This window comes from Erythrobacter oryzae (assembly GCF_030271515.1).
Classification (GTDB): domain Bacteria; phylum Pseudomonadota; class Alphaproteobacteria; order Sphingomonadales; family Sphingomonadaceae; genus Erythrobacter; species Erythrobacter oryzae.
On sequence record NZ_JASCXI010000001.1, the window covers coordinates 412,437 to 434,148 of the forward strand.

The 21,712-nt window shown below is 67.3% G+C and carries 22 protein-coding genes; 13 read left to right on the forward strand and 9 right to left on the reverse strand.

Annotated elements, in window-relative coordinates; all coding sequences use genetic code 11:
- Positions 1–9: 9 nt before the first annotated feature.
- Both PFX90_RS02065 and rsmI read right to left on the reverse strand, forming a co-directional pair.
- Complete coding sequence (locus tag PFX90_RS02065) at positions 10–387, reverse strand: YraN family protein (RefSeq protein ID WP_285709976.1); 378 nt, start codon at positions 385–387, stop codon at positions 10–12.
- On the reverse strand, positions 384–1,244 hold the full coding sequence (rsmI, locus tag PFX90_RS02070) for a 16S rRNA (cytidine(1402)-2'-O)-methyltransferase (RefSeq protein ID WP_285709978.1): 861 nt from the start codon (positions 1,242–1,244) through the stop codon (positions 384–386). Before rsmI ends, PFX90_RS02065 begins: the two co-directional genes overlap by 4 nt.
- A gap of 39 nt (positions 1,245–1,283) precedes the next feature.
- On the opposite strand from rsmI, the gene PFX90_RS02075 reads away from it, so the two are divergent.
- Genes PFX90_RS02075 through PFX90_RS02085 form a run of 3 tightly spaced genes read left to right on the forward strand, consistent with a single transcriptional unit; the run spans position 1,284 to position 4,895 of the window.
- A complete protein-coding gene (locus PFX90_RS02075; protein ID WP_285709979.1) occupies positions 1,284–2,489 on the forward strand; it encodes a penicillin-binding protein activator in 1,206 nt (401 codons plus the stop codon).
- A gap of 59 nt (positions 2,490–2,548) precedes the next feature.
- Positions 2,549–4,549 carry a DNA topoisomerase IV subunit B gene (parE, locus tag PFX90_RS02080; protein WP_285709982.1) on the forward strand — a complete coding sequence of 667 codons (2,001 nt, stop codon included), beginning with the start codon at positions 2,549–2,551 and terminating at the stop codon, positions 4,547–4,549.
- Positions 4,542–4,895 (forward strand): hypothetical protein, encoded by a 354-nt coding sequence (locus PFX90_RS02085; RefSeq protein WP_285709984.1) that lies wholly within the window; start codon positions 4,542–4,544, stop codon positions 4,893–4,895. The genes parE and PFX90_RS02085 overlap by 8 nt, the downstream gene beginning before the upstream one ends.
- On the opposite strand, the gene PFX90_RS02090 is transcribed toward PFX90_RS02085, so the two are convergent.
- Together PFX90_RS02090 and PFX90_RS02095 are read right to left on the reverse strand one after the other, a co-directional pair.
- Complete coding sequence (locus PFX90_RS02090) at positions 4,892–6,079, reverse strand: glycosyltransferase family 87 protein (RefSeq protein ID WP_285709986.1); 1,188 nt, start codon at positions 6,077–6,079, stop codon at positions 4,892–4,894. The two genes, PFX90_RS02085 and PFX90_RS02090, sit on opposite strands and share 4 nt — an antisense overlap.
- Positions 6,080–6,146: 67 nt before the next feature.
- On the reverse strand, positions 6,147–7,361 hold the full coding sequence (locus PFX90_RS02095) for a bifunctional alpha/beta hydrolase/OsmC family protein (protein ID WP_285709988.1): 1,215 nt from the start codon (positions 7,359–7,361) through the stop codon (positions 6,147–6,149).
- Positions 7,362–7,456: 95 nt separating this feature from the next.
- Here PFX90_RS02095 and PFX90_RS02100 point away from each other — a divergent pair, with 95 nt between their 5' ends.
- The 3 genes from PFX90_RS02100 to PFX90_RS02110 all read left to right on the forward strand — a co-directional run bounded on the left by PFX90_RS02100 (position 7,457) and on the right by PFX90_RS02110 (position 10,134).
- Positions 7,457–8,761 carry a serine hydrolase gene (locus tag PFX90_RS02100; protein ID WP_285709991.1) on the forward strand — a complete coding sequence of 435 codons (1,305 nt, stop codon included), beginning with the start codon at positions 7,457–7,459 and terminating at the stop codon, positions 8,759–8,761.
- An 82-nt stretch (positions 8,762–8,843) separates the two neighbouring features.
- Positions 8,844–9,707, forward strand: coding sequence for an AAA family ATPase (locus PFX90_RS02105; RefSeq protein ID WP_285709993.1), 864 nt, complete (start codon positions 8,844–8,846; stop codon positions 9,705–9,707).
- Positions 9,708–9,711: 4 nt separating this feature from the next.
- The gene (locus PFX90_RS02110; RefSeq protein WP_285709996.1) at positions 9,712–10,134 is read left to right on the forward strand and encodes a GFA family protein; all 423 of its coding nucleotides are present in this window, start codon (positions 9,712–9,714) and stop codon (positions 10,132–10,134) included.
- 13 nt (positions 10,135–10,147) lie between these two features.
- Here PFX90_RS02110 and PFX90_RS02115 read toward each other — a convergent pair whose 3' ends face one another.
- Positions 10,148–11,062, reverse strand: a complete 915-nt coding sequence (locus PFX90_RS02115) for a L,D-transpeptidase family protein (RefSeq protein WP_285709999.1) — start codon at positions 11,060–11,062, stop codon at positions 10,148–10,150.
- Positions 11,063–11,245: 183 nt separating this feature from the next.
- Here PFX90_RS02115 and PFX90_RS02120 point away from each other — a divergent pair, with 183 nt between their 5' ends.
- A complete protein-coding gene (locus PFX90_RS02120; protein ID WP_285710001.1) occupies positions 11,246–12,331 on the forward strand; it encodes a hypothetical protein in 1,086 nt (361 codons plus the stop codon).
- A gap of 16 nt (positions 12,332–12,347) precedes the next feature.
- Here PFX90_RS02120 and PFX90_RS02125 read toward each other — a convergent pair whose 3' ends face one another.
- Positions 12,348–13,748 (reverse strand): methyl-accepting chemotaxis protein, encoded by a 1,401-nt coding sequence (locus tag PFX90_RS02125; protein ID WP_285710003.1) that lies wholly within the window; start codon positions 13,746–13,748, stop codon positions 12,348–12,350.
- Positions 13,749–13,884: 136 nt separating this feature from the next.
- On the opposite strand from PFX90_RS02125, the gene PFX90_RS02130 reads away from it, so the two are divergent.
- The 3 genes from PFX90_RS02130 to PFX90_RS02140 are packed head-to-tail and all read left to right on the forward strand — an operon-like array spanning position 13,885 to position 16,276.
- Positions 13,885–15,069 carry a vWA domain-containing protein gene (locus PFX90_RS02130; RefSeq protein WP_285710006.1) on the forward strand — a complete coding sequence of 395 codons (1,185 nt, stop codon included), beginning with the start codon at positions 13,885–13,887 and terminating at the stop codon, positions 15,067–15,069.
- Positions 15,069–15,446: a hypothetical protein gene (locus tag PFX90_RS02135; protein WP_285710009.1), complete on the forward strand. Its 378-nt coding sequence runs from the start codon at positions 15,069–15,071 to the stop codon at positions 15,444–15,446. The genes PFX90_RS02130 and PFX90_RS02135 overlap by 1 nt, the downstream gene beginning before the upstream one ends.
- Entirely contained in the window at positions 15,443–16,276 is an 834-nt protein-coding gene (locus PFX90_RS02140; protein ID WP_285710012.1) for a DUF817 domain-containing protein, read from the forward strand. Before PFX90_RS02135 ends, PFX90_RS02140 begins: the two co-directional genes overlap by 4 nt.
- Here PFX90_RS02140 and PFX90_RS02145 read toward each other — a convergent pair.
- Entirely contained in the window at positions 16,273–17,565 is a 1,293-nt protein-coding gene (locus tag PFX90_RS02145; protein ID WP_285710015.1) for a spinster family MFS transporter, read from the reverse strand. The two genes, PFX90_RS02140 and PFX90_RS02145, sit on opposite strands and share 4 nt — an antisense overlap.
- Positions 17,566–17,642: 77 nt before the next feature.
- Positions 17,643–18,839 (reverse strand): exo-beta-N-acetylmuramidase NamZ family protein, encoded by a 1,197-nt coding sequence (locus PFX90_RS02150; protein ID WP_285710018.1) that lies wholly within the window; start codon positions 18,837–18,839, stop codon positions 17,643–17,645.
- Positions 18,840–18,940: 101 nt separating this feature from the next.
- Between PFX90_RS02150 and PFX90_RS02155 the strand changes: the two genes are divergently transcribed.
- A complete protein-coding gene (locus PFX90_RS02155; protein ID WP_285710021.1) occupies positions 18,941–19,444 on the forward strand; it encodes a TspO/MBR family protein in 504 nt (167 codons plus the stop codon).
- On the opposite strand, the gene PFX90_RS02160 is transcribed toward PFX90_RS02155, so the two are convergent.
- The gene (locus PFX90_RS02160) at positions 19,431–19,934 is read right to left on the reverse strand and encodes a DOMON domain-containing protein (protein ID WP_285710022.1); all 504 of its coding nucleotides are present in this window, start codon (positions 19,932–19,934) and stop codon (positions 19,431–19,433) included. The genes PFX90_RS02155 and PFX90_RS02160 overlap by 14 nt on opposite strands.
- 89 nt (positions 19,935–20,023) lie before the next feature.
- Between PFX90_RS02160 and tyrS the strand changes: the two genes are divergently transcribed.
- Positions 20,024–21,253, forward strand: coding sequence for a tyrosine--tRNA ligase (gene tyrS / locus PFX90_RS02165; protein ID WP_285710024.1), 1,230 nt, complete (start codon positions 20,024–20,026; stop codon positions 21,251–21,253).
- Between the two features lie 83 nt (positions 21,254–21,336).
- Entirely contained in the window at positions 21,337–21,675 is a 339-nt protein-coding gene (locus PFX90_RS02170; protein WP_285710026.1) for a PilZ domain-containing protein, read from the forward strand.
- Positions 21,676–21,712: the final 37 nt, after the last annotated feature.

A 21,712-nucleotide genomic window follows, 5' to 3' on the forward strand; every position in this document is an offset into this window, starting at 1 on the left:
CCGGGGGTGTCAGTCGAAAGGCATCCAGGCATTTTCGATGTGGGTGGGCTTGCGGCCGGGCGCAAGCAGGATGACGTCGATGCGGATGTCCTCGCCGTCGGTGGCATAGTCCTGCCATACCATCTCCACCGCCGCTGCGACCCGCGAGAGGCGGCGTTCGTCAATCGCGTCGGCGAGCGCGGCGGCGCGGGCGCGCCACTTGACCTCGACGAATGCGACGAGGCCCGTGCGCTTGGCGATAAGGTCGATCTCGCCCGCCTTGGTCTTGACCCGTTCGGCGACAATCCGCCAGCCTTGTTGGGCGAGCCACATGGCAGCCTCGGCTTCACCGTGGCGGCCGCGTTGGTCGGCCTCGTGGCGCTGCTCGGGAGTGCGGGGCGTGCTCATTCGCCCTTCAGCTCCAGCGCGCGGGCGTAGAGCGTGGCGCGGTCGATGCCGGTCGCCTTGGCCACGACGCCCGCCGCCTTCCCCGGCCCTGCCTCCGCCAGCGCCGCGCGCAGCAGTGTGTCGGTATCGAGCACCGGGGCCTCGCTCTGCGAGGGCGGGCCGACCAGCAAGACGATCTCGCCCTTGGGCGGGTGCGCGGCGTAGTGAGCGGCGAGCGCCGCAGCGGTACCGGTGCGGCATTCCTCGTGCAGCTTGGTGAGTTCGCGCGCCACGGCGACCTCGCGTTCCGGCCACAGTTCGGCGATGGCGAGCAGCGATTTCTCGAGCCGCGGGGCGGTTTCGTAGAAGACCAAGGTCGCTGCGACCCCCGCCAGATCCTCGAGAGCCTGTGCCCGCGCCTTCTCCTTTACCGGCAGGAAGCCCGCAAACAGAAAGCGGTCGCTCGGCAATCCCGCCATCGCGAGCGCGGAGACCGCCGCGCAGGGCCCCGGAATGCTGGTGACCATCACACCCGCCGCGCGTGCCTCGCGCACCAGACGGTAGCCGGGATCGGAGATCAGCGGCGTGCCCGCATCCGACACCAGCACAACCGCCGCCTGCCTCGCCTCGTCGATCACCCGCGCGCGGGTTTCGGGCCCGGCGTGATCGTCCAATCGCTGGAGCCTTGCCTTGATTCCGTAGTGTTTCAGGAGCTTGCCTGTAACCCGCGTGTCCTCGCAGGCGATCAGACTTGCCCCCTGCAACACGGCCAGCGCGCGCAAGGTGATGTCGCCGAGATTGCCAATCGGGGTGGCAAGGATATACAGCCCGCTTACGGGTTCCCACGCGGGAAGGGATGGAAGCGCCTCGGGTCTCACGGATCCAGTCCATGGCGCACGACTGAGGGGTCGGCAAGAATGAAGCTCTGGAGACGTCCGAATTGGGCCGGATCGTTTGCCTCGGCGGCGCGGGGCTGGCGCGCGCGCAACCTCGCGGTTGCAGGCGCCGCGCTGCTGGCGAGCGCCTGCGCGGTGGTGCCCAAGACCGATGTCGCCACCGCCCCGCCCCCCGCGCCCACGCCCGAGCCTTCGGCGACCGCGCTCCCCACCGATACCGGCCGCCACCGCATCGCGCTGCTCGTGCCGCTCACGGGCGATACGGCTCCGGTTGGCCAGGCAATCGCAAATGCGACCACCATGGCGCTGCTCGATACCGGCGCGGATAACCTGCGCATCACCACCTATGACACCTCGGAAGGCGTCACGACTGCGGCGAGAAAGGCGATTGCCGACGGCAACAAGCTTATCCTCGGCCCGCTCACCGCCGATGCCGTCCCGCAGGTGCAGGCCGCCGCGCGTCCCGCTGGCGTACCGGTGATCGCCTTCGCCAATGACGCGAGCGTGGCAGCGGCGGACGTCTTCGTGATCGGCCACCTGCCCGAACAGTCGATCCGCCGCTCGGTCCAGTTCGCGCGCAGCCGCGGCGCCGCGCGCTTCGCGGTGCTCGCGCCCGAGGGCGACTATGGCACCCGCGCAGTCTTCTCGCTCGAGAACGCACTGCGCGATTATGGCGGCTCGCTGGTGCGCAAGGAGGGCTATGCCCGCGGCAATACCTCGATCGTCAGCGCCGCGGCCCGGCTGCGTGCAGCAGGCGGCTATGACACCGTGCTGATCGCGGATTCGGCACGGCTCGGGGTCGATGCGGCGGGGGAACTCAACAAGTCCGCGCGCAATCGCACCCGCATTCTCGGCACCGAGTTGTGGAGCGGCGAGGCGGTGCTCGCCCGCACTCCGTCGCTCGAAGGCGCGCTGTTCTCGGCCGTCTCCGACCAGCGCTTCCGCCGCTTTGCCGACAGCTACGCGCAGCGCTTCGGCGGCCAGCCGTTCCGCGTCGCGACCCTCGGCTATGACGCGGTGCTTCTGACCTTGCGCGTCGCGCGCGACTGGAAGGTGGGCACGCCCTTCCCGCGCGAGCAGCTCTACGACAAGGGCGGCTTCCTCGGCGTCGACGGGGCGTTCCGCTTCGCCCGCAACGGCGTGGTCGAGCGGGCGCTCGAGGTGCGCGAGGTCAAGGGCGGCGAAGTCGCCGCGGTCGATCCGGCACCGACCGGCTTCGGCAAGTGAGTGCGTATAACGCCTAGGGGTGGCTTGAGGCAGGCGCGCGCGGCCCTATAACCGCGGGCATGTCCGATCCCACCCCCGACGACCTCTTCGCCAACACGCCGACCTCGAGCGGCGATTACAACGCCTCAGCGATCGAGGTGCTCGAAGGGCTCGAGCCCGTCCGCCGCCGCCCCGGCATGTATATCGGCGGCACGGATGACCGATCCTACCATCACCTCGCCGCCGAGGTGCTTGACAATTCGATGGACGAGGCGGTCGCAGGCCATGCGACGCGGATCGAGGTCAGGCTCGACGAAGGCAACCGGCTGACAATCACCGACAACGGGCGCGGGATGCCGGTCGACGAACACCCCAAGTTTCCGGGCAAATCGACGCTGGAGGTGATCCTGTCCACCCTGCATTCGGGCGGCAAGTTCTCCGGCAAGGCCTATGCCACCAGCGGCGGCCTGCACGGCGTCGGCGTGAGCGTGGTCAATGCGCTCTCGTCCTATACCCGGGTCGAAGTGGCGCGCGACAAGCAGCTCTACGCGCAGGAATTCTCGCGCGGGGTCACGCAAGGGCCGCTTCAGTTGCTGGGCGCGGCACCCAACCGGCGCGGCACCGCGGTCAGCTTCGTCCCCGACACTGAGATTTTCGGCGATCGCGGCTTCAACCCCAAGCGCCTGTTCAAGCTCGCCCGCTCCAAGGCCTATCTCTTCGCGGGCGTCGAAATCCGCTGGAAATGCGCGCCCTCTCTCGCGTCCGAGGACGTCCCGGCCGAGGCGGTGTTCAAGTTCCCCGGCGGGCTCGCCGATCACTTGGCCGAACAGATCGGCACGCGCGAATGCGTCACCGCGCAGCCATTCACGGGCTCGCAGGAATTCCCCGCAGTCGACGGCATCGGACAGGGCCGGGTCGAATGGGCGCTGGCGTGGCCGCTCTATTCGGACGGCTCGACGAGCTGGTATTGCAACACCGTGCCAACGCCCGATGGCGGCACGCATGAACAGGGCCTGCGCACCGCATTGACCCGCGGGCTTCGCGCTTTTGGCGAGTTGGTCGGCCAGAAGAAGGCCAAGGACATCACCGCCGACGACGTCATGACCGGCTGCGAGGTGATGCTCTCGGTCTTCATCCGCGATCCGCAATTCCAGTCCCAGACCAAGGACCGCCTCACCTCGCCCGAGGCCGCGCGCTTGGTCGAGAACGCGGTGCGCGACCATTTCGACCACTTCCTCACCGACAACATAGAGCGCGGAAAGGCACTGCTGGGCGAAGTGATGGAGCGCATGGACGAGCGCCTCAAGCGCAAGGCCGAGCGTGAGATCAAGCGCAAGACCGCCACCAATGCCAAGAAGCTGCGCCTGCCCGGCAAGCTTACCGATTGTTCGGGCGAAGGCGGGCGCGAGACCGAATTGTTCATCGTCGAAGGCGATTCGGCGGGCGGCAGCGCCAAGCAGGCTCGCGACCGCAAAAGCCAGGCGATCCTGCCGATCCGCGGCAAGATCCTCAACGTCGCCAGCGCCACCGCCGACAAGATCCGCGCCAATTCGGAGATCGCCGACCTCGCGCTCGCGCTGGGCTGCGGCACCCGCAAGGACTGCAACGCGGACAATCTGCGCTATGACCGCGTCATTATCATGACCGACGCCGACGTCGACGGCGCGCATATCGCGACCCTACTTATGACCTTCTTCTTCCAGGAAATGCCCGACATCGTCCGCAGGGGCCACCTGTTCCTCGCCCAGCCCCCGCTCTACCGGCTCACGGCGGGCAAGGAGAGTCGCTACGCCCGCGACGATGCGCACCGCGCGGAGCTCGAGGCGACGGTGTTCAAGGGCAAAAAGGTCGAAGTCGCGCGCTTCAAGGGCCTCGGCGAAATGAACCCGCAGCAGCTGCGCGAGACCACGATGGCGCCCGAGACGCGCGGGCTGATCCGCATCACCCTGCCGCAGGAATTTGAGGACCGCGCGGGCGTGGCGCGGCTCGTCGACGAGCTTATGGGCCGCAATCCCGAGCACCGCTTCAACTTCATCCAGAACCGCGCGAGCGACGTGGACCGCGACCTGATCGATGCCTGATCCCGAGCAGGAGGACATCATGGCCGGTGATCGCCGCATCGCCCGGCCCGACAGCGCGCTGCCCGACTGGCACATGCCCGACGCCGCCTACCGCCCGGTGCCGATCGCGTGGTTCACCGCGGCCTTCCTGCTGCAGGCAGTGATGCTGACGTTCCTGTTCGTCGTGCTGCTGGCCAAGCCCGCGTGGGTCACGATCGTGCTCGCCACAGCTGCGACCGGCGTGCTGGGCGCGTGGACGTGGGACCGCGGGATGAAGGCGGCGGGCACCGGATGGCGCCTCGCAACCGCGACGATGCTCGCGCTGCAACTCGGGTTCGTCTGCCTTGGTGCGGCAGCGCGAAGCTAGACCGCCTCGCGCCGCACCCGGCGGAAGACCAGCACGAACAGCGCCGCCAGCAGCAGCGGCATGATCGGCACGCCGAAATTAAGCGCCAGCGGCCGCGCGAAAGCCGCCCCTGCAAAGACTGCTGCGATTGTGATGCGCTCCCAATCCGCGAAGCCCTCCGATCGCGCCCGCGAAAAGAGGTAGGCGAGTGGGAAAGCGGTCAGCACCATGTCGTAATCGAGCACGAAAGGCGTCGCGAGCGGGGCTCCGGCAAGGACCAGCGCGGCGAGCCCCGGCGTGAAAGCGCGCCGCCAGCTCGCCAGGACCACCGCCGCCCCCAGCGCCAGCGACACCGCGCCTTGCACCGCCATCGCCGCCACGGCGGGCACGCCGACAAGGCTGAGGCCTGCAAACACGCTCACCATCTTGGCGAAGCCGATATTGCCGTCAGCCGTCGCCGTGCTCGCGGTGCGGGTGATAGCGAGCCAATCGGCCCAGACCTGCGCCCCGAAGGCGAGGCTCGCCAGCGCGGCGAGCGCCATGGCTGCGGCGGCGGCTCCGGCGATCGTGCGCCACTGCCCGCTCGCCAGCAACGCGAGGGGGACGAGGAGGCCGAACTGCGGCTTGATCGTGGCCAGCCCGATGAGCACGCCCGCCAGCCACGGCCGCCGCTCGACCAGCAGCAGCCCGCCCCCGAGCAGCGCCGCCACCAGAAAGGAGGTCTGTCCGTGGGTCAGCGTCACGAACACCGGCGGGAAGGCCGCAATCAGCACCAGCGCGGGGCCCTTGAGCCCGAGCGCGCGGAACCACGCCCGGATCGCCGCGAGGAACGCCGCCCCTGTCACCGCCAGCCAGCCTGCTAGTGCGGGGAAATAGGGCAGCAGGCCCAGCGGCCAGACAAAGGGCAGGAAATTGGGCGGGTAGAAGAATGCGGTATACTCGCCCGGCATCGCGTAGAATTCGCGCTGTGCGGCGACATGCGCGGCCGTGTCGTAGACATTCGCGGCCGAGAGCAGCATCCGTCCCGAAGTCCAGAAGCTGATGAAATCGGTGCCGATCAGGAAGCCGTTGGCATCCACCCCGCTCTTCTGGGTCGCAAGCAGGTAGGCCACCGCCCCGGCATTCACCAGCGCGAGCAGCAGCAGATAGCCGCGCACCCGCCCGGGCTCGAGCCATTCTGCCTTGCGGATACTGTCGAGCCCCATAGCCCAGCGTCTGCCGCGCGAGGCCACGCAAGTCCACCGGCAGAGCGCAGAGCCTCGGGGAAATTCGCTAGTCGGCGACGCTTGTGTGGATGTGGAGATGCCCCTCGAGCGTGCGGTGCACGGGGCACTTGTCGGCGATCGCGATGATCTTCTCGCGCTGCTCGGCGGTCAGCGCATCGCCAAGCAGCGTGATGACGCGATGGAGCGCCTGCGCCTGCTCGCCCGGTTCGAGCGCATGCATCATGTCCTCGGCGTGGCCCCGCTCGTGGGTCAGGTGAATGCGCGCGCCCGCGAACGGCCAGCCCTTCTGGTCGGCATACAGCTTCATCGTCATCGCCGTGCAGGTGCCGAGCGCGGCGAGCAGCAGGTCGTAGGGTGTCGGGCCGCTCTCGTCCCCGCCGTATGAGCGCGGCTCGTCGGCGATGAAGCGGTGGTGGGCGGTGTGGACCTCGGTGCCGAACTTGCCGTGGCCGGTCTGCACCACCACGCCCTCCTCGGGCATCGGCCAGTCGGAGCGCATCGGCAGATAGCGCCCCGCCCAGCCCGCGATCATGGTCGCGGCGAATTGGGCGTCCTCGGCCTTGGTCAGCAGGTGATCGGCGCCCGCGAGGCTGACGAAGCTCTTGGGGTGGAAGGCGGCCTCGAACAGCGCGGCGGCGTGCTCGATTCCGACGATAGCGTCGGTGGGCGAATGGAGGCACAGGTAGGGAAGCCGCAGCGTCCTGACCACTTCCAGCAGATCGACTTCGGCTGCCGCATCGAGGAACGAGCGGCTTAGCGTGAAGGCCTGCCCGCCGATCCGCACCGGGCCCGCCCCGTCGCGCCGGATCGCGTCGTGGTCGCCCTCGATTACGTGGAGCACATGCGGCACGTCGGACGGCGCACCGATGGTGGCGATGGCCGCGACCTTCTCCTCTCCCAGCAACGCAGCCGCCGCCAGCACCGCCGCGCCGCCGAGGCTGTGGCCGACCAGCAGCAGCGGGCCATCGAAGCGCGCGGCGAGCGCCTCGGCCGCGGCGACCAGATCGGCCATGTCGGTGGCGAAGCCGGCGCGCCCGAACTCTCCCTCGCTGCCGCCAAGGCCGGTGAAATCGAACCTCAGGCACGCGATCCCCTGCCGCGCCAGCGCGCGGCTGACGGCGACTGCGGCGCGGCTCTGCTTGGTGCAGGTGAAGCAATGCGCAAACAGCGCCGCCCCGCGCACGAGGCCCGTGGGCAGTTCGAGCGCGCCCTCGAGGCTGTGGCCCGCGGAGGTCGGAAAGGCGAGCGTTTCGGTCGGCATGATCGGTCTCCAGCGGCCAGAGCTATGGAATTGTGGCGCAATGCGTGCGACGTGTCACCCGCCCGCATCCCCCGGCGCGGGCGAGGAGAGTGCCGATGAAGTCCCCTGTCTTTCACGCAATCGCCTTGGCGGTCGGCGCTCTGGCGGCCTGCCCTTCGGTTGCCCAGACGCCAGCAGCACAAGCCCAGCCCGCCGAGCCGACCGCGCTCGAAGCGCGGAGCCTTCAGGTGGTGGAGCTGCTCAACGGCGAGGTGCAGCCCGAGGAGATCTTCACCGCAGGCTTCCGCGCGGCGATTGCCGATGCGCAGATCAGGACGCTCTCAGCCAATCTCACCGCGCAATTCGGCCGCGCGCTCGAAGTCAGCCTGCTCGCCCCGCGCGATGGCACCCGCGCCGCGCTCGAAATCCGCTTCGAGCGCGGGATCGCCAAGGGCGGCATCGCGCTCGACCCGGCCGAGAACAACCGCATCAACGAGTTGCGCTTCACCTCGGTCGATTCGCTTGCGGTGGCAGGCGACACGCCGGAGAAGATCGCCGCCGACCTCGCCGCCTTGCCGGGCAGCGTCAACGCGTGGTTCGGCCCGCTTGGCGGCGCGCCGGTCATCAGCCGCAATGCCGATACACCGCTCGCGCTGGGATCGGCGGTCAAGCTCTACGTCCTCGCGGCGCTTGCCGAGGATGTGAAGGCGGGCAGGCGCAAGTGGACCGACGTCGTGCCGCTAACGGAAAGGAGCTACCCCAGCGGGCAGTTGCAGGACTGGCCCAAGGGCGCGCCGGTGACGCTCCACTCGCTCGCCAGCCTGATGATTGCGATCAGCGACAACACCGCGACCGACCAGCTGATCAGGGTGCTGGGGAAGGAGCGGATCCTCACGCTGATGCGTGACAGCGGGCACAGCGATCCCGGGGCGAACGATCCGTTCCTGACCACGCGCGAGCTGTTTGTTCTGAAGACCATGAGCCGTGAGACGCTCGACCAATGGAGCCACGGCCAGCCCGCCGAACGGGCCGTGCTCGAGGTTGTGCTGGCCGCCGAGGAACCCTCGCTCGATCAGGTCAACGCCGCATTCGGCAATGGCCCCAAGGCGCTCGAGATCGAGTGGTTCGCCTCGCCCGCCGAGCTTGCGCGGCTCTTCGCCCACATGCGCAAGACCGCCGCGCCCGAGGCGTTCGCCATCATGGCGATCAACCCTTCCGCGACCGACGCGATCAAGGCGAACTGGCGCTACATCGGCTTCAAGGGCGGGAGCGAGCCGGGGGTGCTCAACCTCACCTGGCTGCTCACCGACAAGGCGGGCCGCGACTGGGTGCTGACCCTCGGATGGAACAACCCGCAAGCCGTCGTGGACGAGGGCAAGCTCGAGGCCATCGCCCAGCGCATCCTCCTCCTGCCTCGCTGATTTGCCAGCCCCCACCCCTCTTGCGCGCTGCGACGGCCCCGCTTATCGCTGCGAGCCGAAATTCAGTCTCACAGGAAAACCCATGGCCGACCAGCAGCAGCAGCGTTTTGAAGGCACCAAGTCCTATATCGCGACCGAAGACCTCAAGGTCGCCGTCAACGCCGCCGTCACCCTGCGCCGCCCGCTGCTGGTCAAGGGCGAGCCCGGCACCGGCAAGACCGTGCTGGCGCATGAAATCTCGAAAGCTCTGGGCGCGCCGCTGATCGAGTGGAACATCAAGTCGACCACTAAGGCGCAGCAGGGTCTCTACGAATATGACGCTGTCGCCCGCCTGCGCGATGGCCAGTTGGGCGAGGAGCGGGTGCACGACATCCGCAACTACATCAAGAAGGGCAAGCTGTGGGAGGCCTTCACCTCGCCCCAGCTTCCCGTCCTCCTGATCGACGAGATCGACAAGGCCGACATCGAGTTCCCGAACGACCTCCTGCAGGAGCTCGATCGCATGAGCTTCGACGTCTACGAGACGCAGGAGCGGATCGCCGCCAAGGAACGCCCGATCGTCGTCATCACCTCGAACAACGAGAAGGAGCTTCCCGACGCCTTCCTGCGCCGCTGCTTCTTCCACTACATCAAGTTCCCCGACCGCGAGACGATGCAGGACATCATCGACGTCCACTTCCCCGGCATCCAGAAGACGCTGGTGAAGAAGGCGATGGATATCTTCTACGACCTGCGCGAAGTGCCGGGCCTCAAGAAGAAGCCCTCGACCAGCGAGCTGCTCGACTGGCTCAAGCTGCTGCTCAACGAGGACATGCCCTTGGACGTGCTCCAGAGCGCCAACCCGGCCAGCGCGATCCCGCCGCTGCACGGCGCGCTTCTGAAGAACGAGCAGGACATCATGCTGTTCGAACGCCTCGCCTTCATGGCCCGCCGCAATCCGAGCTGAGGCGGTGGGCTATACCGGCCGCTGCGGGTGCGGGGCAGTCACGCTCCGGATCGAGGCAGAGCCGGTGGCCGTGCGCCAGTGCTGGTGCCGCCACTGCCAGCATATCGCTGCCGGGAACGCGACCAACAACGCGATCTTCCCGGCCGATGCCGTGCACTTCAAAGGCGAATTGCAGTCGGCCGGATGGACGGCGGATTCGGGCAACAGCCTGACCTACTGGTTCTGCCCGTGTTGCGGAACGCAGGCCTATGCGCAGACCTCGGCCCGCCCGCAATTCAGGACCGTGCGCCTCGGCTTTCTCGATGTGCCGCACGGGCTTGCTCCGCAGGCGATCATCTGGACCGAGGCCGCGCCCGAATGGGCCGCGCTTGATCCCGAACTCGAACAATGGTCCCGGCAGCCGCCACCCCCTCCGCCCGCGCAGTGATCGCCGGGCGAGGCTAGATCACCGGAAAGCAGGCGACCCCGGCGCGTTTGAGCGCCTTGCAGGTCGCGTGGGCATCGGGGGCCGAGGCACGCAGGCGGTAGTACTGCTTCCCGTTCACCACCGCCGGGATGACCGCCATTTGCATGCCCTTAAGCTCGGGCCGCTGCCCGGCGAGCGTTTGCCAATGTGCCGCTGCCTCGCCGGGTGATAGCGTGGCGGCGAGCTGGATCGTCTGCTGACCGACCGCAGGGGCGGCCGGGATGATCCGCGCCGCGGGCAGGCGCGCTGCCGGCGTGGCAGCGGGCGTGGCCGCGGGCGTGGCCGCCGCCAGCGCCGGGCGCTCGCGTTGCAACAGCGCGGGCGCGATCGGCACCACCGCATCGCTGCGCTGCGCCAGCGCCAGTGCCGCGCCGCCATCGGCAAGCGGTTCGTCGGTCACGATCACCGCCGTCGTGGTCGGCCCCGTGATCTTGAACAGCTCTGCGGCGAAGGCAGCGGGCAGGCGGATGCAGCCGTGCGAGGCGGGATAGCCCGGCAGACGACCTGCATGGATCGCGATCCCGCTCCATGTCAGGCGCTGCATCCACGGCATCGGCGCGTTGCTGTAGAGGTTCGAGCGGTGATAGCGCTTCTTCTGGAGGATCGCGAAGACCCCGGTCGGCGTCCGCTTGCCCTTCTTGCCGGTCGACACCGGGCTCGAGCGCCACAGCACCCCGTCGCGGAAGACGTGCATCCTTTGCGAGGACAGGCTGACAGTGATGACGACGCCGCTCTCGAGCACCTGCCCCACCGTCTTGCTCGGCGGGGGTGGCGGCGGCGCTGGCTGATCAGCAGGCGGCTCGGCCGCCTGCGCCGGTGCGCTGACCGGCGAGGACGCTCCCGGCGCGAACAAGGCGGACAGGCCGACCAAGGCCGCCAGGACCGGCATCACCCACAGACCATGGAGCCGCAAGCGCCGCACCGCGCACCTTTCGTTAACACGAATAGTTAACGGTTAGGACTTTGCGAAAGCGCGGGCAAGGCCTGTTGGCAAGCGTTCGCTCTCCGCCCGCGACCCCTTGCCTGACACACGCCCCGGCCTACAATGCGGGGTCGAGGGGAGAGGGTCATCATGTTTGCAATCAACCGCTTCGCCGCGTTGGCGGCCTTGGCTGTGGCCGCGGGAACAGGGGCCTTCGCGCCGCTCGTCGCGCAAGAACAGGCCCCGATAGCCCGGCCGGCCGCGACCTGGAGCCATGACCGCAGCGGGCTGACCCTCCCGACCGAGGTCGCCGGCTTCGCCCGCGGCGACAGCAAGCAGTATGACAAGGAAGGCTACAACATCGGCATCGCTTTCCGCGATCCCGCAAGCGGGACCTGGGCCGACCTCTTCATCTACCGCGCCGCGCCCGCCTCGGTCGCGGTGTGGGGCGACCGTGCGGCGGCGGGAATGTTCGCCAACCCGATGCTGGGCGAGGTCGACGTAAACGCGGTCAGCATCGCGCGCTTCACCCCGCCGGGCGGTGCGGGCACGAACAGCGGGCTCAGGATCGTGACGCCGACCAAGGGCGAGCTCGCCTCGAGCGGGCTGGCGCTGTGGCTCCACGATGGCTGGCTGGTGAAGCTGCGGATGAGCTCAAAGACGCTCGATGCGGCGACCCTCGAGGCGCGGATGACGCAGTTCATCGCCGCGGTGACGCTGCCCGCCGCCACCCGCCCTGCCCCCGCCTTCGCCGAGATCCGCGATTGCGCCGCGCCGATGAAGCCGGGGAAGAAGGCCAAGCTGGTGAAGCTCGACATGATGGGCTCGATCATGATCGGCGGGCTTCTGGCGGGCATCAACGACGAGAAGATCGGCGATGCCGCCGCTGCCAAACCCGCGGGAACGCCGGAGCCCGTGTGGTGCCGCGACGCCGGCTCGCAGCCGCAATACGGGATCTACCGCCGCGAGGACGGCACGGAGGGTTATCTCATCGCCCTCGGCGATACGGGGACCAGTCTGGCGGTTGCAGGCTATGATGCGGGGCCGCTGATGAAGCCCTCCAAAGGCTTTCTGGTCAAGCAGTCCGACGGTGTGACCGAGCAGGTCTACCCGCCCTTCGACAAGCTGCCGACGCCGCAGCAGGCGCTGGGCCTGCCGGGTAATGTCGGCCCGGTGTTCACCGCCGGTCTGCTGGACGAAAACAAGGGCACGACGATCCGGGTGCCCGCGAAGTGACCCCGCTCCGGGCGGATCAGTCGAAGCTGTAGGCCAGCTCGAAATCGCCCCAGCGCCGCCCGCCGAAATGGAGCGGCACGTAGACGTTGCGCACCACCACATAGGCGCGGCCGTCGCCTTCCTGACGATAGACCGCCATCGTGTAGGGCGCGTTGCTCGCCTTGGCGACGAGATCGACGCCTTCGAGCAGGATGCGGCCATTGCGGCAATATTGCGTGTCGTGCGCCAGATCGCCGGTCGGCTTGCGCGAGCGTTCGGTGAGGTGGGTGGGGAGAAAGCCCTTGGTGTCGGACGCCGAGCACATCCGCACATTCGCCTCGCGCGCGACAAGTGCATCGAGCATCGGACGCCAGGTCAGGTCCGCCCAGTCGCTCAATCCCGTCCGGTAAAGCTGAGGATTGGTGCCGGCGACCGGCAAGTAGTCCTGATCGAACAGTTGCGCGGTGGTGAGTTCGCCGTTCTTCAGCCCCTCCTCGGTGACCTGCTCGATCCGGCGCGCCTTCGCAATCGCGCGTTCCACCATCACGCTGTCCTGCGGAGAGAGCCCGGCCTTGACGATCCGGTCGAACATCTCGCTCGCGGTGATTTCCAGCTCCTCCATCTTGCGGTGGGCGCCGTGGAGCTTATCCTCGTTCATGCGCGAGGCGACGTCGTAGCTGGTCAGAACGCGCTGGACCTTGTCGACATGGCCGCTGATGGTGCCGGTCGAGCGGGCGATGACGTCGTTCTGCTTGTCGACCTCCTCGACCAGCGCGCCGACATTGGCGATGGTGCTCTCGATCCGTGCGACGCTCGCACGGGCTTCGCCGCTGGCCTTGGAGCCTGCTTCGATCCGCCCGATCACCACCTCGGCCTCGCCGCCGAGGGCATCGATGGTGTGAGCGATTTCCTCGGTCGCCTTGCGGGTGTCGTTGGCGAGGCTCTTCACTTCGCTTGCGACCACCGCGAAGGTGCGGCCTGCGTCGCCCGCGCGCATCGCCTCGATCGTGGCGTTGAGAGCTAGAATGTTGGTCGTCTCGGCAATCTCGCCGATGTCCTGTGCGGAGCGGCGCACCTGCTCCATCGCGGCGGAGAAGCTGGTGACGTGCTGGCCGAGGGTGTCGACCAGCTCGATCAGCGAGGCGATCTGGCCCAGCGAGGACTGGATCAGCGCCGTGCCTTCGGACAGGCGCTCGATCGCGCGTTCGGACAGCAGGCGGGCCTCGTCGGAGGCCTCGGCAACCTTGGTCTGGTCGGCTTCGAGTGCGCGCACCGTCTCAGCCAGCGCCTCGTGTTCCGAGCGAAGCGTCCTCGACGAGGCGATCACCGCCTCCACCACGCCGGCGACGTCGGTGCAGCCGACAGTCACTGCCCCGCAGCTCTCGGGGATCATCCCCAGCGCGTGGGCGTTGGCGGTATCGATGGCGAGGCTGTTCATGTGCGTTGCGCGGCCCTGTGTTGTGCGTTGCGGGACACTAGGCAGAGGATGGTAAGCAAGCGGTTAAGATTTGCGCTGTCCCCCTCGCAAGATTGGGGACTGGTCAGGGGCAGGCGCGCGGGTTAATCAGGCTCCCATGTTCTTCAATTTCGTCGACGAGCTGCGGGCCGCCGGAATCGGTGCCTCGTTCAAGGAGCACCTCACGCTGCTGGAGGCGCTCGACAAGGACGTGATCGAGCAGACCCCGGAAGCCTTCTACTACCTCTCCCGCGCGACCTTCGTGAAGGACGAGGGCCTGCTCGATCGCTTCGATCAGGTGTTCCAGAAGGTCTTCAAGGGGATCATGTCCGATTACGGCCAGAACCCGGTCGACATCCCGGAAGACTGGCTGAAGGCGGTCGCCGAGAAATTCCTCACGCCCGAGGAGATGGAGAAGATCAAGTCCCTCGGCGATTGGGACGAGATCATGGAGACGCTCAAGAAGCGGCTCGAGGAGCAGGAAAAGCGCCACCAGGGCGGCAACAAGTGGATCGGCACGGGGGGCACCAGCCCCTTCGGCAATTCGGGCTACAACCCCGAAGGCGTGCGCATCGGCGGCGAGGCCAAGCACGGGCGCGCGATCAAAGTCTGGGAAAAGCGCGAGTTCAAGAACCTCGACAACACCAAGGAACTCGGCACCCGCAACATCAAGATGGCGCTGCGCCGTCTGCGCCGCTTCGCCCGCGAAGGCGCGGCGGACGAGCTCGACATTCCCGGCACCATCGAGGGCACCGCCAAGCAGGGCTGGCTCGACATCCGCATGCGGCCCGAGCGGCGCAATGCCGTCAAACTGCTGCTGTTCCTCGACGTCGGCGGTTCGATGGACCCCTTCATCAAGCTGGTCGAAGAGCTGTTCAGCGCCGCCACGGCGGAGTTCAAGAACCTCGAATTCTTCTACTTCCACAACTGCCTCTACGAAGGCGTATGGAAGGACAACAAGCGCCGCTGGCAGGAGCGGACCAAGACCTGGGACGTGCTCCACAAATACGGCCACGACTACAAGATCGTGTTCGTCGGCGATGCGGCGATGAGCCCCTACGAGATCACCCATCCAGGCGGCAGCGTCGAGCACATGAACGAGGAAGCGGGCGCGGTATGGCTTCAGCGCGTCGCCAACACCTACCCTGCCACCGTGTGGCTTAACCCGGTGCCGGAGAAGCAGTGGGGCTATTCCCAGTCGACCAAGATGATCAAGCAGCTGGTCGGCGACCGGATGTATCCGCTGACGCTCGAAGGGCTGGATGACGCCATGCGGGAGCTGAGCAGAAAGCACGGGGCTTGATGGCGCGCCAGCTTGCTGCGGTAGTCGCCGGGGTGATCTTCTTCGCCCTGTTTGTCTCGCTCATCAACCGCGGCGCGATGATGGTCTGGCCGGCCTATGCCGAGGCCTTCCCCACGAACAGTTTTACCGCCGCCATGATGATCCTGCGACTGTGCATGGGCGCCGGGGCTCTGCTCGGGTCGGGTTATCTCGTCGCCGCCATTGCACAGGCGAAGCCTCTCGCCGCCATCATCGCTGCGGGAGTGCTGTTGCTGCTGGGCGGCACCGTCCACCTGAGCGAGCCGATCTGGTCATCCTTCCCGCTGTGGTATCACATCGCCTTCATCGGCTCGATTGTCCCGGCGGTGCTCATCGGCGCTCGGCTGCGCAGGGCGTGAGCCACACCCGCTTCGAGGCGATCCGCCTCCGGCTCGAGGCCTTCGATCCGGGCACGGGCTGGCGGCTGTGGCTCTACGAATTCCTGCTGTTCGGATTCAAGCAGGGCTGGGCCTGCCTGTTCGGCGGGCTGCTGCTAGCGCTCCTGCTGGGCACGCACCTGTTCTACCCCGACACCGCGCCGCTCCACCGCTATGACTTCCTGACGCTCGCCGCCATCTCCATTCAGGCCGGGATGCTCGCCTTCCGATTGGAGACCTGGCGCGAGGCGCGGGTGATCCTCATCTTCCACGTCGTCGGCACGGTGATGGAGCTGTTCAAGACGCAGGCCGGGTCATGGACCTACCCCGAGGCGAGCGTGCTCCACATCGGGGCGGTGCCGCTGTTCTCGGGGTTCATGTATGCGGCGGTCGGCAGCTATATCGCGCGGGTGTGGCGGATCTTCGACTTCCGCTTCTCAGGCTATCCGCCCGCGTGGACAACATGGGCCTTGGCGGCGGCGATCTACGCCAATTTCTTCACCCACCACTTCATCATCGACGTCCGCTGGGGACTGTTTGCCGCCACGGCAGCGATCTTCTGGCGCACCCGCGTTCACTTCCGGAACTGGCGGGTGCACCGCTGGATGCCGCTGTTGGTCGGCTTCGGCCTTGTCGCGCTGTTCATCTGGTTCGCCGAGAACATCGCCACCTTCGCCAATGCCTGGAACTACCCCGGGCAGGAGAAGGAGTGGCACATGGTCAGCCTCGCCAAATATGGCAGCTGGTATCTGCTGATGCTGATCAGCTTCGTGCTGGTGACGCTGGTGCAGCCGGTGCGCGCGCCCGACTAGCCCTTCCGGTCGAGCTCGGCATCGAGGTGCAGGCTGCACCGCCAGAAGAAGAACGCCGGCACCAGCCCCAGCACCGCCGCGCCGTAGAGCACGTAGCGCACCGAGTCCGCGCCGTAAGCGGGTTGCAGCCAGTCCGACAGCACGCCGAAGAACAGCGGCCCCAACCCCAGCCCGATCAGGTTCTGGAAGAACAGCAGGCTCGCCGCCGCGATCGCCCTCGCCCGCAGCGGTACGAGGCCCTGCGCGGCCGAATAGCACGGGCCGTAGTAAAGCGAGTTGCACACCTGCGGCACGAAGATCAGAACCAGCGCCAGCGGCCAGCTCGGCGCCTGATAGGCGGCGATGGCGAGCGGCACGGCGAGCGCCATGCCGATGGCGGGCGCGGTCAGCACGTGGCGGCGGTTCTTGGCGCCGAAGCGGTCGGCGAGATAGCCGCCCAGCCATGTGCCGAGGATGCCCCCCACCCCGCCGATGATCCCGAACCACAGACCCACCTGCCCCGGCGTCATGTCATGGGTGCGCTGGAAGAAGATCGTCGTCCAGGTGGTCTTGCCATAGGACAGGAACGCTGCGGCCGACCCCGCCAGAACCAGCAGCACGAAGGCCCGCGAGCGCATGACTTCACCCACCGCTTTCCCGAGTGGCAGCGCGGCGGGCTGGCTCTTGGCGCGCAATACCGCCGCGGCGTCAGAACGGCGCGGGTCCCTCAGCATGAACCACACCACCAGTGCCAGCACGACGCCGGGAAGTCCCACCACCACGAAGGCCTCGCGCCACCCGAGATAGTCGGCGAGCAGCCCGCCGATCACCATGCCTAGCAGCGAGCCGACCGGAATACCGAGCGAATAGAAAGCCAGCGCCGAGGCGCGTTTTTCGGGCGGCACCATGTCGCTGATCAGCGAATGCGCCGGCGGCGTGCAGCCTGCCTCGCCCACCCCCACCCCGATCCGGGCGAGCAGCAATTGCCAGAAATTCTGCGCCACCCCGCACAGCGCCGTCATCCCCGACCACAGGGCGAGCGCCACCGCGATCAGCTTCGGGCGGCTCGTCGTCTGGCGGTCGGCAAGGCGGGCGATGGGGATGCCGAGAACGGTGTAGAACAGCGCGAAGGCCAGCCCCGTCATCAGTCCGATCTGGGTGTCGGAAAGATCGAGATCGCGCGCGATCGGCTCGGCGAGGATGTTGACGATCTGGCGGTCGATGAAGTTGAAGATGTAGACCGTCAACAGGACCCACAAGGTCAGCCTTGCCGATTGCACGCCGGTGCCGCTCGCTGCCGCGGTTGCCATTCTCTGTCTCTCTCCCATCGGTGGCGGTTGCTCCGCCATCCGTCTGTGTCATGCGCTAAGGCGTCATGACGTCACATTCAGTAAAGCAGGTGATGCCGCACCTCGGCAATCCATGCGGCTTCGTCGTGTGACGTCACCGCGTCGAGATCGGCAGGCTTCGCGGCCGGGTCCTCGACCCATTCGCGCAAACCCGGCCCGCCGTTGATCACGTCGATCGCGAGGCGGGTGAGCTCGTATTCATAGGGGAAGTCGCGCCACAGCGGGTAATCGGAATAGAGCAGCCGGATCGCCTTGAAGGCGAGCGCCTGCAAGCGCCAGGGCTTGAAGCTGTCGTGATTGTAGAAACTGCCTTCTGCATGAATCATCAATGCGTTGCAGAGCGTTCCTTTGTGCTTGTGGAAAGTCGGCTCGAACCAGCATTCGCGGATCGCGCAGCCCGCCAGCCAGTCGGGCGCGAGCTTGTGCATCAGCTTGAGCACGCTCCCTGCGTCCACGTCGGGGGCGCCGAACAGCACCTCCAGCGGGCGCGTGGTGCCGCGCCCTTCGGACAGCGTCGTGCCCTCGAGCATCACCGTCCCGGCATAGGCGCGCGCCATGTTGAGGTTGGCGGCATTGGGCGAGGGGTTGATCCAGATGCGTGACGTCGGCCAGCCATGGCCCTCGCCGTCCGGCTCCCAGCCCTCCATCGCCACAACCTTGTAGGCGACGTCGAGGCCGAAATGTTCGATGAACCAGTGGCCCATCTCCCCCATCGTGAGGCCGTGGCGCATCGGCATCGGGGCGGCGCCGACGAAGCTCTCCTGCCCCGGCAGCAGCAGCGTGCCCTCGACCGGACGCCCGGCGGGATTGGGCCGGTCGAGCACCCAGACTTCCTTGCCCGCCTTGGCCGCTTCCTCGAGCAGATAGAGCAGCGTGGTGACGAAGGTGTAGATCCGGCAGCCGAGGTCCTGAAGGTCGAACAGGAACACATCCGCGCTCGACATCATCTGCCCCGTCGGACGGCGCACCTCGCCATAGAGCGAGAAGATCGGGATGCCGTAGCGCGGATCCATCTCGTCCGCGGTCTCGACCATGTTGTCCTGCTTGTCGCCCTTGAGCCCGTGCTGCGGCCCGAAGGCGCTGCTGACGTTGACGCCCGCCGCGATCAGCGCGTCGAGGCTGTGGGTGAGGTCTGACGTCACGCTGGCCGGATGCGCCACCAGCGCCACGCGGCGGCCCTTGAGTTGCTTGAGGAGTTCGGGGTCGGCGAGCAGCCGGTCGATGCCGTTCTTCATGCCTCAAGCGATGGAACAGCCGCCGCGCAAAGGCAATGCCCGGGTTGGGGCTTGGCGGGAAGTGCTGGGAACATTGCGGGGAGTGTGCCAGTTAGAGGGATATGGACACCGACTGGACACCCGTAGCCGTCGCCGCCGGTTGGGCGATCATCCTCGGCGGCGCGGGCGGCGCGCTGACCGAGATCGGCCAGTGGTATCGCGATTTGCGCAAACCCCCGTGGCAGCCGCCCGACTGGCTGTTCGGCCCGGCCTGGACCATCATCCTCGGCCTTGCTGGGTGGAGCTTCTACATCGGCCTCACCGAGGCCCCATCGCCCGAAGCGCGGATGGGGGTGTGGGCGCTGTTTATCGCCAATTTCGTGCTCCACTTCCTGTGGTCGCCGCTGTTCTTCAAGCTGAAGCGCCCCGACTGGGCGCTGGGCGAGAACGTCTTCCTGTGGCTTTCGGTTACAGGGCTGATGGTGGTGCTGCCGCGCCTCGTGGACAACCCCTTCGCGGGCTGGCTCAACGTGCCCTATTTCATATGGGTGAGCTTCGCCTTCGTGCTCAACCGGGAAATCGTGAAGCGCAATCGTCCCTTCGTGACGGCGGCTAGCGCTCGATAATCAGCGCGCGGTTGGCTTCCGAGTGGAACTCGGGCCTGCCGGGGGGAAAGGCGAGCGCCCAGTATTGCTTGGCGCCATCGGCGTGCTCGACCACCGCATTGAGCGCGACCTGCGCCGGAGCGGGGAGGTCGGCGGCGATGCTGGCGTGCAGCACAAGCCCGGCGGCGTCATGCGAGCAGCTGATGGCGATGGCCTGAACCGGCGCATCGCGCATCCCCTCGCGGAAGGAATCGAAGTCATAGGCCGCCCACTGGCCCGAGGGCGAGAGGTTGAACTCGCGATAGGCCTTCTCGCCGAGTGGCTGCCAGAAGATCTCGAAGCAGGTCGTCTGCCACAGATTGTCGCGCCGTTCGGACGGAGCGGCGGGGGGCAGGACAATGCCGGCCATCGCCCCGTCGAGCCGGAACTCCGCCTCGCACCCGTGCGCCGTGGCGGCGACCGAGGCGGTCACGGCGCGAACCGGGCCGAGATCACAGGCGACATGGAGCATCAGCGGGTGCATCGCGCCAGTCTGCGCGCTCCTCGCCGCGCGGGCAAGCCACTTCCCGTCGCGGCCTCACGCTGATAGGGCCGCGCGCCATGAGCACCTACGAATCCGATCTCCTGCGCCTGCTCGACGAGCGTGGCTATATCCACCAGCTGACCGACGCGGCGGGCCTCGATGCCCTGGCCGCCAAGCAGGTGGTGCCGGGCTATATCGGCTTCGACGCGACCGCGCCGAGCTTGCACATCGGCAGCCTCGTCCAGATCATGATGCTGCGCCGCTTGCAGCAGACCGGGCACAAGCCGATCGTGCTGATGGGCGGCGGCACCACCCGGATCGGCGACCCCACGGGCCGGGACGAGAGCCGCAAGATGCTCACCGACGAGACGATCGAGGCCAATGTCCAATCGATCTTCACGGTGTTCGACAAGCTCTTGAAATTCGGCGACGGCCCCACCGATGCGGTGATGGTCAACAACCACGACTGGCTCGGGCAGCTGGGCTATATCCAGCTGCTGCAGGAAGTCGGCACGCACTTCACGGTCAACCGGATGCTGACCTTCGATTCGGTTCGGCTGCGGCTCGAGCGCGAGCAGCCGATGACCTTCCTCGAATTCAACTACATGATCCTGCAGGGCTACGATTTCAGGCACTTGTCGCACGAACTTGGCGTGCGTCTGCAAATGGGCGGCTCTGACCAGTGGGGCAATATCGTCAACGGGATCGAGCTTGGCCGGCGCATGGACGGTGCCGAACTGTTCGGTCTCACCACCCCGCTGCTGACCACCGCCAGCGGCGCGAAGATGGGCAAGACCGCGGCCGGCGCGGTGTGGCTCAACGACGATCAGCTGCCTGCCTACGACTTCTGGCAATATTGGCGCAATGTCGACGATGCCGACGTGGGCCGCTTCCTGCGCCTGTTCACCGACTTGCCGCTCGACGAGATCAACCGGCTCGAAGCGCTTGAAGGTGCAGAGATTAATGCCGCCAAGGTGGTGCTCGCCAACGAGGTCACCAGGCTCGTCCGTGGCGAGGATGCCGCGACCCGCGCCGAAGCCACCGCGCGCGAGACCTTCGCCGGCAGCGGGGCGGGCGAGGATTTGCCGAGCATCGCCACCGGCCCCGAGGGCATGCGCCTTGCCGCGCTCCTCACCGAACTCGGCCTCACCGCCTCCAATGGCGAGGCAAAGCGCAAGCTCGCCGAAGGAGCGGTCAAGCTCGAAGGCGAAACCGTGTCCGATCCAGCCCAGTTGGTGCTTCCCGGCGAAGGCCAGATCCTGCGCCTCAGCCTCGGCAAGAAGCGCCACGCGCTCGTCACCCGCTGAAAGCCGCGCCCTTTACCAATTGTCAGGCTTTCTGCGGCATTTCCCTTTGTCTGTGACCCAGACGGAGGGAAGGATCGCGCTACGTGGCAGGTGGAGCTAATCTCAGCGTAACCGACTTGCGCCGTGCGGCGCGTCATCCGGTCGACTTTCCGGCGATCGTCGAGCATTTCGTGCACGGCGACCTGCATCTTCACGTCTGCAACCTCTCCGCGCACGGCTTCATGGTCGACAATGGCGGGCAGCTCCAGCGCGGCGACCGCATCATCATCCGCTTGCCGGTCGTCGGCCGGATCGAGGCCTATGTGATATGGACCCGCGACAGCCGCGCCGGTTTCCAGTTCGAGCGGATCATCCGGCTCGACGATTTCGTCGCGATCATCGACCAGCTCCAGCCCAACCCGCGCCTGCGCCGCCCGCGCTAGCCCAAGCTAAAGTCGCGGGCGCACAAGTTTCGCCTGC

Coding starts and splice junctions, on each gene's coding strand:
- PFX90_RS02145 (WP_285710015.1), bottom strand. CDS start 17,565: ATGGCAACCGCGGCAGCGAGCGGCACCGGCGTGCAATCGGCAAGGCTG.
- PFX90_RS02090 (WP_285709986.1), bottom strand. CDS start 6,079: ATGGGGCTCGACAGTATCCGCAAGGCAGAATGGCTCGAGCCCGGGCGG.
- PFX90_RS02120 (WP_285710001.1), top strand. CDS start 11,246: ATGTTTGCAATCAACCGCTTCGCCGCGTTGGCGGCCTTGGCTGTGGCC.
- tyrS (WP_285710024.1), top strand. CDS start 20,024: ATGAGCACCTACGAATCCGATCTCCTGCGCCTGCTCGACGAGCGTGGC.
- parE (WP_285709982.1), top strand. CDS start 2,549: ATGTCCGATCCCACCCCCGACGACCTCTTCGCCAACACGCCGACCTCG.
- PFX90_RS02160 (WP_285710022.1), bottom strand. CDS start 19,934: ATGCTCCATGTCGCCTGTGATCTCGGCCCGGTTCGCGCCGTGACCGCC.
- PFX90_RS02115 (WP_285709999.1), bottom strand. CDS start 11,062: ATGCCGGTCCTGGCGGCCTTGGTCGGCCTGTCCGCCTTGTTCGCGCCG.
- PFX90_RS02105 (WP_285709993.1), top strand. CDS start 8,844: ATGGCCGACCAGCAGCAGCAGCGTTTTGAAGGCACCAAGTCCTATATC.
- PFX90_RS02150 (WP_285710018.1), bottom strand. CDS start 18,839: ATGAAGAACGGCATCGACCGGCTGCTCGCCGACCCCGAACTCCTCAAG.
- PFX90_RS02095 (WP_285709988.1), bottom strand. CDS start 7,361: ATGCCGACCGAAACGCTCGCCTTTCCGACCTCCGCGGGCCACAGCCTC.
- PFX90_RS02100 (WP_285709991.1), top strand. CDS start 7,457: ATGAAGTCCCCTGTCTTTCACGCAATCGCCTTGGCGGTCGGCGCTCTG.
- PFX90_RS02135 (WP_285710009.1), top strand. CDS start 15,069: ATGGCGCGCCAGCTTGCTGCGGTAGTCGCCGGGGTGATCTTCTTCGCC.
- PFX90_RS02130 (WP_285710006.1), top strand. CDS start 13,885: ATGTTCTTCAATTTCGTCGACGAGCTGCGGGCCGCCGGAATCGGTGCC.
- PFX90_RS02075 (WP_285709979.1), top strand. CDS start 1,284: ATGAAGCTCTGGAGACGTCCGAATTGGGCCGGATCGTTTGCCTCGGCG.
- PFX90_RS02125 (WP_285710003.1), bottom strand. CDS start 13,748: ATGAACAGCCTCGCCATCGATACCGCCAACGCCCACGCGCTGGGGATG.
- PFX90_RS02065 (WP_285709976.1), bottom strand. CDS start 387: ATGAGCACGCCCCGCACTCCCGAGCAGCGCCACGAGGCCGACCAACGC.
- PFX90_RS02085 (WP_285709984.1), top strand. CDS start 4,542: ATGCCTGATCCCGAGCAGGAGGACATCATGGCCGGTGATCGCCGCATC.
- PFX90_RS02155 (WP_285710021.1), top strand. CDS start 18,941: ATGGACACCGACTGGACACCCGTAGCCGTCGCCGCCGGTTGGGCGATC.